6 protein-coding genes are annotated in these 4,951 nt (G+C 69.8%); all 6 read left to right on the top strand.

Going from position 1 to position 4,951, the window contains the following annotated elements:
• The first annotated feature begins 106 nt into the window (after nt 1-106).
• On the top strand, nt 107-1,027 hold the full coding sequence (gene fmt / locus DSP71_RS21155) for a methionyl-tRNA formyltransferase (RefSeq protein ID WP_113681973.1): 921 nt from the start codon (nt 107-109) through the stop codon (nt 1,025-1,027).
• Complete coding sequence (locus DSP71_RS21150) at nt 1,024-2,523, top strand: RsmB/NOP family class I SAM-dependent RNA methyltransferase (protein ID WP_218867363.1); 1,500 nt, start codon at nt 1,024-1,026, stop codon at nt 2,521-2,523. Before fmt ends, DSP71_RS21150 begins: the two co-directional genes overlap by 4 nt.
• A gap of 4 nt (nt 2,524-2,527) precedes the next feature.
• A complete protein-coding gene (gene rpe / locus DSP71_RS21145) occupies nt 2,528-3,208 on the top strand; it encodes a ribulose-phosphate 3-epimerase (protein WP_046747131.1) in 681 nt (226 codons plus the stop codon).
• Complete coding sequence (locus DSP71_RS21140; protein WP_045265324.1) at nt 3,205-3,468, top strand: phosphoribosyl-ATP diphosphatase; 264 nt, start codon at nt 3,205-3,207, stop codon at nt 3,466-3,468. The genes rpe and DSP71_RS21140 overlap by 4 nt, the downstream gene beginning before the upstream one ends.
• A 38-nt stretch (nt 3,469-3,506) precedes the next feature.
• Complete coding sequence (hisG, locus tag DSP71_RS21135) at nt 3,507-4,349, top strand: ATP phosphoribosyltransferase (RefSeq protein WP_046747130.1); 843 nt, start codon at nt 3,507-3,509, stop codon at nt 4,347-4,349.
• The coding region (hisF, locus tag DSP71_RS21130; protein ID WP_258546592.1) for an imidazole glycerol phosphate synthase subunit HisF at nt 4,349-4,951 on the top strand (603 nt) is incomplete at its 3' end. The genes hisG and hisF, both read left to right, overlap by 1 nt.

Below are 4,951 nucleotides of genomic sequence, written 5' to 3'. Positions count from 1 at the left end.
CGAAGCCGTGAGCGGTCGTCGCCGAAAGGGGCGCGCCACCAAGAGCACCCTCTCCGTCCGCCTCGATATCCTCGAACCAGAGCTCTGACCCTTCCGGAGAACATTCATGCGCCTCGTCTTCGCCGGCACACCGGCCGCCGCCGTCCCCAGCCTCCAGCGACTCGCGGAGTCCCACGACATCGCTGCGGTCATCACACGTCCCGACGCCCCGCTGGGGCGTCGTCGCACCCTGACCCCGTCTCCGGTGGCGCAATCGGCGGTCGGACTGGGTCTCCCCGTGATCAAGACGGCGCGCCTGGACGACGCGGCGACAGTGGAGATCTCCGCGCTCGAGGCGGATCTCGGGGTGATCGTGGCGTACGGCGGGCTCGTGCGCGAGCCTCTGCTGTCCGCGCCCCGTGCGGGGTGGATCAACCTGCACTTCTCGCTGCTGCCGGCCTGGCGCGGAGCCGCCCCTGTCCAACGCGCGCTGATCGCCGGGGATCAGGTGCTCGGCGCGAGCGTCTTCCAGCTGGTCGCGGAACTCGATGCCGGCGATGTCTTCGCCATGCGTGAGGTCGATATTCCCCCTACGACCACCGCAGGGGAGGCACTCGAGCTCCTCGCCGCCGACGGCGCGCAGCTCCTCGCCGAGGTGGTCTCTGCGATCGCCGAGGGTACGGCGTCGTCGATACCGCAGCAGGGAGAGCCCACCTTCGCGGCCAAGCTCACGCTCGCGGACGGATTGCTCGATTGGAGTCGGCCGCTCGACACCGTGTTCGCTCATTTCCGCGGTGTGACCCCGGAACCGGGTGCGCACACCACGGTCGCAGGTCAACCCCTCAAGGTGCTCGAAGCCACGCCGGCCCCGGATGCCGATCCCCTCGCGCCGGGGCGGCTCCGCGGCACCAAGACGGCTCTCCACATCGGCACCGGCACCGGTGCACTCGCGGTGACCAGGGTCCAGCCGGCAGGCAAGGGCGCGATGAACGCTGTCGACTGGTGGCGCGGTCTGCGTGGAGGCGACGAACTGGTGGCCGGCTCATGAGCGATGAACGACGGAACCGTAGGACGGCACCGAAGAACGCCGGTCCGCGTGGCGCGCAGCGATCGGGAGACGTGCATCGCGGGGGGCAGCGCGGTCCCGCCCGCACCGTGCAGCCCGCGAGACGAGTCGCGTACGGCGTGCTGCGTGCGGTCTCCGAGACCGATGCCTATGCGAACCTCGTGCTGCCCTCCGCGATCGCCGAAGCGCAACTCAGCCCCCAGGACGCTGCTCTCGCGACCGAGCTGACGTACGGCACGCTGCGCCGGCTCGGCACCTACGACGCGATCATCGCCGCGGCGGCGGATCGTTCTCCCGACAGCATCGATCCCGCCGTCCTCGACGCTCTGCGCCTCGCCGTGCATCAGCTGCTGGCGACGCGGGTGGCTTCGCACGCCGCGGTGAACGAGTCGGTGAACCTGGTCGCGACGGAGTCAGGGCGTGGAGCATCGAGCTTCGCGAACGCCGTGCTCCGTCGCATCGCCCGGGAATCAGGCGACGAGTGGCAGGAACGCATCGAGAGCAGCGCACGCTCCGACGACGAACGACTCGCCCTGCGTTCCGCGCACCCGGTGTGGGTGATCCGCGCTCTGCGTCGTGCTCTGATCGCCGAGGGGCGTGGCGAGGAGCTGGAGGCGCTTCTCGAGGCCGACAACGCCTCACCCGATGTCACGCTCGTCGCGCTCCCCGGGCTCGCCGAGCCGGGGGAGCCTCGTCTGCCGTACGCGCCCACGGCCTTCGCCTCGGCCGGCGGCGACCCCCGGCATGCCGTCGAGGCGTCCGGTGGGACCGTGCGCGTGCAGGACGAGGGATCCCAGCTCGTGGCACTGGCCTTGGCCGGCGCCGCGCCCATCACCGCCGGTGAGCGCTGGCTCGACCTGTGCGCGGGGCCAGGTGGCAAGACGGCGCTCCTCGCTGCTGTCGCCCGTGAGCATGACGTCACTCTGGAGGCGAACGAGGTCGTCCCGGTGAGGGCCCGATTGGTGCGCAAGGCACTGCGGGCCGTCCCCGGTGAGATCGAGGTGCACGAGCAGGACGGGCGGACTCTGGCCGCATCCCGGCCGGGGGAGTTCGACCGCATCCTCGTCGATGCCCCCTGCACGGGTCTGGGGGCGCTGCGGCGGCGCCCTGAAGCGAGGTGGCGGAAGTCCCCGGCCGACGTCGCCGAGCTCGTGCCGCTCCAGGTCGAGCTGCTCTCTGCCGCGCTCGATGCCCTCGCCCCTGGCGGCATCGTCGCGTATGTCACGTGCTCTCCTCATCTCGCGGAGACCACGGGCGTGGTGAAGGAGGTGCTCCGCGACCGTGCAGATGTGCGCGAGCTCGATGCGCGGGCCGTCATCGCGGATGTCGCCATGGCCCCGATCGATCTCGCGGACGACGGCAGGGTCGGTTCCGGCAGCGCACAGCTCTGGCCGCACCGTCACGGGACGGATGCGATGTTCCTCGCGCTCCTGCAGCGCTCATCGATCGACGACACCTCATCCGGGAAGGAAGACTAGGACTGTGGAACTCCCTCGCGCCCCGCGCATCAACCCGAGTATCCTCGCCGCCGACTTCGTGAACATGCAGGCGGATCTCGCAAAGATCGCGACCGCCGACTTCGCGCACGTCGACGTGATGGACAACCACTTCGTGCCCAACCTGACGTTCGGGCCGCAGATGGTGGAGCGCATCCAGGCCACCAGCCCGATCCCGCTCGACGTGCACCTGATGATCACGGACCCCGAGCGGTGGGCGCCCGAGTATGCCGAGATCGGCGCCGCGAGCGTGACTTTCCACCTCGAGGCCGCCGATGAGCCCGTCGCTCTCGCCCGTCGTCTTCGTGACATCGGTTCTCGAGCCGGGGTCGCGGTGAAGCCGGCGACACCTGTCGAATCGCTCTTCGAGGTCCTCGACGAGTTCGACCAGATCCTCGTGATGACCGTGGAGCCCGGCTTCGGCGGGCAGAGCTTCATGCCGGAGACGATGCCGAAGCTGCGCGCTCTCGCGGAAGAAGCCCGTCGGCGCGGCTCCCGTGTCTGGCTCCAGGTCGACGGCGGCATCTCGGACCGCACGATCGAGATCGCGTCCTCCGCGGGCGCCGATACATTCGTCGCGGGCTCGGCCGTGTACGGGGCTGACGACATCGAGGCGGCCGTCACCCGGCTGAGAGACCTCGCCCGAGCCGCTAGCCTGGAAGCGTGAAGACTTTCGACGAGCTGTTCGCCGAGCTCAGCGTCAAGGCCGAGACCCGCCCTGCCGGATCGGGCACCGTCGCCGAGCTCGACGGCGGCGTGCACACGATCGGCAAGAAGATCGTGGAAGAGGCCGCCGAGGTGTGGATGGCGTCGGAGTACGAGTCCGACGAGGCCGCCGCCGAGGAGATCTCCCAGCTGCTGTACCACGTCCAGGTGATGATGCTCGCGAAGGGGCTCAGCCTGCAGGACGTCTATCGACATCTGTGATGCGCTCCGTTCCGATCCCCTCGAACTGAAAGCCATCCATGCTGCGCATCGCTGTTCCCAACAAGGGCTCGCTCTCCGAGACCGCCGCCGACATGCTCGCCGAGGCGGGCTACGCCGGCCGTCGAGACCCCAAGACCCTGCACGTCATCGACGCCGACAACGACGTCGAGTTCTTCTTCCTCCGGCCCAAGGACATTGCCACGTATGTCGGCTCCGGCGCGATCGACGTCGGCATCACCGGTCGTGACCTGCTGCTCGATGCACGCATGCCCGGTGCGCGCGAGATCGAAGCTCTCGGCTTCGCCGGCTCGACGTTCCGCTTCGCCGCGCCGACCGGACGCTACACCGATGTGAGCGAGCTCGACGGGCTCCGCATCGCGACGTCGTACCCCGGCCTCGTCGACGCGTTCCTCGACGAGCGTGACATCGCCGTCGACCTGGTGCCCCTCGACGGCGCCGTGGAGTCCGCGGTCCGCCTCGGTGTCGCCGACGCCGTCGCCGATGTCGTCGAGACCGGTACGACGCTGCGTCAGGCCGGGCTCGAGGTGTTCGGCCCCGTGATTCTGGAGTCGGAGGCGGTGCTCATCGCCGGACCCGTCGACGCCGAGGGCGCGGACACGCTGCTTCGCCGCCTGCGCGGTGTGATGGTCGCTCGACGCTTCGTCATGATCGATTACGACCTTCCGGTCGCCCTCCTCGATGACGCCGTGAAGATCGCCGGGGGCGTGGAGTCGCCGACGGTCTCGCCGCTGCGTGACCCCGAGTGGGTGGCCGTGCGCGTCATGGTGGCTCGTTCCCGGGTCAACCCCGTGATGGACGCTCTCTACGCGCTGGGTGCACGGGCCATCCTCGTCACCGCGATCCACAACGCGAGGCTCTGATGACGCTCGCGAGCCGTGTCATCCCGTGTCTCGACGTCGCCGATGGGCGCGTCGTCAAGGGCGTGAACTTCGAGAACCTGCGCGACATGGGCGACCCCGTCGAGCTCGCCAGGCACTACGCGGCGCAGGGTGCAGACGAGATCACTTTCCTCGATGTCACCGCGACGGTCGACGCCCGCGCCACGACGTATGACGTCGTGCAGCGGACGGCGGAGCAGGTGTTCGTGCCGCTCACCGTCGGCGGGGGAGTGCGCAGCGTCGACGACGTGGCGCGCCTGCTTTCGGTCGGCGCGGACAAGGTCGGCGTGAACTCGGCGGCCATCGCGCGCCCGGAGCTCATCGGCGAGATCGCCGACCGCTTCGGTGCGCAGGTGCTCGTGCTCTCGCTCGACGTGAAGCGCGCGCCCACGACCCACTCGGGCTTCGTCGTCACCACGCACGGCGGCCGCACGCAGACCACTCTCGACGCCCTCGACTGGGCGCGGGAGGCGGCGGAGCGTGGAGCGGGCGAGCTGCTCGTGAACTCGATCGATGCGGACGGCACCAGAGACGGCTTCGACCTGGAGCTCGTGCGCCTGATGCGGGAGGCGGCGTCCGTGCCC

It is taken from the genome of Microbacterium sp. H6, from assembly GCF_003314775.1.
Taxonomy (GTDB): Bacteria; Actinomycetota; Actinomycetes; order Actinomycetales; family Microbacteriaceae; genus Microbacterium; species Microbacterium oxydans.
Note: the sequence above shows the minus strand (reverse complement) of the source record. Positions and strands in the feature narration are given on the sequence as shown.

Coding starts and splice junctions, on each gene's coding strand:
- fmt (WP_113681973.1), top strand. CDS start 107: ATGCGCCTCGTCTTCGCCGGCACACCGGCCGCCGCCGTCCCCAGCCTC.
- DSP71_RS21150 (WP_218867363.1), top strand. CDS start 1,024: ATGAGCGATGAACGACGGAACCGTAGGACGGCACCGAAGAACGCCGGT.
- hisG (WP_046747130.1), top strand. CDS start 3,507: ATGCTGCGCATCGCTGTTCCCAACAAGGGCTCGCTCTCCGAGACCGCC.